The sequence below is a fragment of the Trichloromonas sp. genome, assembly GCF_041583255.1.
GTDB lineage: Bacteria > Desulfobacterota > Desulfuromonadia > Desulfuromonadales > Trichloromonadaceae > Trichloromonas.
Genome location: NZ_JBFHGD010000284.1, coordinates 1 through 3,457, shown reverse-complemented (window position 1 = coordinate 3,457; position 3,457 = coordinate 1). Strand labels below are relative to the sequence as shown.

4 protein-coding genes are annotated in these 3,457 nt (G+C 59.9%); 1 reads left to right on the top strand and 3 read right to left on the bottom strand.

Annotated elements, in window-relative coordinates; translation table 11 throughout:
• Window positions 1-439, top strand: a 439-nt coding sequence (locus tag ABYV89_RS15645) for an RT0821/Lpp0805 family surface protein (RefSeq protein ID WP_432823866.1), incomplete at its 5' end; no start/stop codon positions are given.
• Between the two features lie 83 nt (window positions 440-522).
• On the opposite strand, the gene nrfD is transcribed toward ABYV89_RS15645, so the two are convergent.
• From nrfD to ABYV89_RS15630, 3 genes are read right to left on the bottom strand one after another with little or no spacing between them, the layout of a single operon-like run.
• Complete coding sequence (gene nrfD / locus ABYV89_RS15640; RefSeq protein WP_432823865.1) at window positions 523-1,767, bottom strand: NrfD/PsrC family molybdoenzyme membrane anchor subunit; 1,245 nt, start codon at window positions 1,765-1,767, stop codon at window positions 523-525.
• Between the two features lies 1 nt (window position 1,768).
• A complete protein-coding gene (locus tag ABYV89_RS15635) occupies window positions 1,769-2,542 on the bottom strand; it encodes a 4Fe-4S dicluster domain-containing protein (RefSeq protein WP_432823864.1) in 774 nt (257 codons plus the stop codon).
• 2 nt (window positions 2,543-2,544) lie between these two features.
• On the bottom strand, window positions 2,545-3,015 hold the full coding sequence (locus tag ABYV89_RS15630; protein WP_432823863.1) for a cytochrome c3 family protein: 471 nt from the start codon (window positions 3,013-3,015) through the stop codon (window positions 2,545-2,547).
• Between the last annotated feature and the right edge of the window lie 442 nt (window positions 3,016-3,457).

The following is a 3,457-nucleotide window of genomic DNA, read 5'->3' as shown; positions in this document are numbered from 1 at the left end:
GGCTTTGGCGCTGGCCGGCTGTGCTCCGGCCATGGGGCCAAGGGAAGGTAGCGGCACCGTTCTCGGCGCGGCGGGCGGTGCCCTGCTCGGCTCGCAGATCGGCTCCGGGCGCGGTCGCCTGGTCGCAGTGGCCATCGGCACCCTGGCCGGCGCCTTGATGGGCCAGGACATCGGCCGAACCCTGGACCGGGCCGATCAAGCCTACATGGAGCGCAATGCCCAGTACGCTCTGGAAAGCACCCGGACCCATCAGCCGACCACCTGGCGCAATCCCGATTCGGGGAATTACGGTTCGATCACCCCGGTGGAAACCTATCAGACCGCCCAGGGGCAGTACTGCCGGGAATATTACCAGACCGTCAGCATCGGAGGGCAGCCGCAGCAGGCCTATGGTACCGCCTGCCGCCAAGCGGACGGCAGTTGGATGATCGTGAAATAGTTTGCAAAGAGTAGGGTAGATGGCGGCACCGCAGCGCCCATCCCCGCAAGGGGGCGGGCGCTGCGGTTTTTGAGACCATGGGGTCAGTGGTGCTCGTCCCGTAAAAACGCCGGGAAAATCTTGTTGAGAAAGTAGAAGATGACAAAAGGGGTCACCGCGACCAGTAGCGCCCCGCCCAACCCTTCTTTGAAGGTTTCCTCGTTGTGCGGGATGATCGGCAGGTGGTATTCCATGAAGCCGGCGAAGGTCAGCGAGAAGGCCTGGCCGCCGATGACTACGTTCCAACGCATCATCAGCACGCCGAACAGCACCAGTACGCAGGCGACGCAGGCGCGCCGGGTGGTCAGCCCGGGCAGCAGGAGCAGCAGCAGCGGGAGGGCATTGCCGAGCCCATACTGCATAACGAAGATTTTGAAGAAATCCTTGTTGTAGATGACTTCGCGTACGATATCCCAGGATTTTACCGCGGTGTAGCCGCGGAAGATGACATCCAGCAGCTCCAGGGTGATGGCCAGCACCATGAACAGCAGCAGGTAGCGGGAAGTCGAGCGCACCTCGTGGTCCTCGATGCCGCGCAGCTGCTCGGCCGAGATCATTGCCTCGTCGTTGCGCCGGGCGGCGAACTTGCGGATCTCCATGAACACGGCATAGCTGACGATGCACAGGGCGATCCCCGAAACGACCGCCGAGCAGATGAAAATTACCGGCATCAGCGGGGTCATCCACAGGGCGTTGGCCTTGACCGAGCCGAAGATGAAGCCGGCGTAGCCGTGCAGGAAGCAGGCGACCGGGATGCCCAGGGCCGCCAGCAGGCGAACCGCCTTGTGATCGGCTTGCAGGGCCTTGTCGCTCAGGTCGCTGGCGCCCAGGGAAATGATCCTGTAGATGAGCAGCAGTAGGGATTCACCGGCGCGCCGCCCGCTTTTACCCGACAGCTTCGCAATCGTCTCGATGATGTGGCGGCGATAGACAAACCAGATTTCGGCGGCGACGATGCAGCCGTAGGTCATGAAAACGATGCCGAAGGCCGAGATGGCCGAGGTGAAGTGGGGCGTCATCAGCACGTGGGAGCCGCGCAGCGGCTGCTGCAGGTGCAGCATCAACGGCATCATCGCCACCGGCAGCAGGGCAAAGGAGAAGACCAGGGCGAAGCGGGCGATCTCCCTGAGGCGCTCGACGTTGAATACGTGGTAGAGGGAGGAAAGGACGAAGGCCCCGGCGACCAGGCCGGTCATATAAGGGTACATGACGATCTGGATCGACCAGTAGATGTACTCGTTGGGGAGGACGAAGAGTTCCTTGAGGGTCCAGAATTCACCGTGAACCATGCTATCTCACCTCCTTGTTGAGGCCGAGGTAGAAGACCTGCGGCTTGGTGCCGAACTCGTCCTTGAGCACGCCGACCCGCTGGGTCAGCAGCACCCGGGTGATCGGGTCGTCGGGATCGCGCAGGTTGCCGATCTTGCGCGCGCCGAAGGGGCAGGCTTCGGTGCAGGCGGTTCCCATCCCCTGGCTGATGCGGTGGTAGCAGAAGGTGCATTTGTCGGCGACATGTTCGGTCGGGTGAAAGAAGCGAACGCCGTAGGGGCAGCCCATGATGCAGTAGCCGCAGCCGATGCACCATTTGCGGTCGACCAGCACCGCGCCGTCGTCAGTCTGGTAGGTGGCTCCCACCGGACAAACCTGGACGCAGGGCGGTTTTTCACAATGGTTGCACAGCTTGGGGACGAAGAAGGCCGAGGCGATCTCTGCGTCAGGCACCTCTTTCATTCCCTCGGCAGCCTGGTCGATTTTACCGGTAGTGAAGCCCTCGCGGGCTCCCTTGGGGGAATCGGCCAGCACCTGGCCGTCTTTGAGCGTGACGTAGCGCTCGACCCAGGTGCGGGTGACGTTGGCTTCCATGGGGATATCGTTTTCGATCTTGCACGCCTTGACGCAGAAGCCGCAGCCGACGCAGCTGTAGGTGTCGACCAGAAAGCCCCAGCGTACCTCGGGGCGGGCTGCCAGCACATCGCCGACGCTGATAAATTCCAGGGCCGAAAGAGAGACCGATGCCCCGGAGACGAAGACCAGCGAATGTTTCAGAAAGTCGCGTCTTTTCATCCTTACATCTCCGCCAGGTTCGGGTTGTGGGGATTGTGGCAAACGCTGCATTCGATGTCGGCATTGTGCTGCCTGTCATCGATCCCGGGGATGTAACTGCGGCCGCTGCCCGGTGTGACGAGCGCGGCATGGCAGCGCAGGCAGAGGTCGCGGCCGCGGTCGATGGCCAGCTTTTCAGGGTCTTCCGGGTGGCCGAAGGCGGCCCCGTGACAGTTTTCGCATGGGATCATGGCGTGCGGCGAGGCTCCCATCGTTGCCGCCTTCTCCTCGTGGCAGCTCTGGCAGTATTCGCTCCCCTGGTATTTCACCGGGTATGCTTTCCATTCATCGATGTTGCCGGTGCGGTGATAGCTGTACATGTAGCCCCGTTCGTGGGTGCCGAAGTCGTCCGGGACATAAAACGCTCTAGCCAGAAGGATCAGGACCACGATGCCGATGACTACGAAAAGTGGTCGCCAAACGTGACTTTTCAACAGAAGCCTCCTTTCAGCTGTCGGATTACTCTCGCTGCCGTTATTGCAATAGTGAAAGTATTGGTCGCTTGAACGAAATGTCAACTGGTACTGATTTCAGCAGGTTGGGGAGCTCTGTCGGTTGCCGCCGATCGTTTAACTGGTTTTTCGTCGCAGGAAGTGCTATTGTTTTGGTCAAGTATAGAATGCTGTTTTAGAAATTCAAGGGGAGAATTGTTAAATAAATGCAATTGCTTATGATGCCGTGGAAGTCTCATGATTATTGGTGTTGCAGCTGTTGGAGGGCGTCGTTTCCGGATGTCGCTTTTGTCAGTCGCGTTCGTAAATAGACGCCATGATAAAGGTTTAGCGCATCCGGGTGGCGTCAGATTAAAGTAACTGTTTGACAGGACCCGGATGTGATGGGACACTGTTCTAGGTTTGCCGAAACGTCTCATTTCCT

Coding starts and splice junctions, on each gene's coding strand:
- nrfD (WP_432823865.1), bottom strand. CDS start 1,767: ATGGTTCACGGTGAATTCTGGACCCTCAAGGAACTCTTCGTCCTCCCC.
- ABYV89_RS15635 (WP_432823864.1), bottom strand. CDS start 2,542: ATGAAAAGACGCGACTTTCTGAAACATTCGCTGGTCTTCGTCTCCGGG.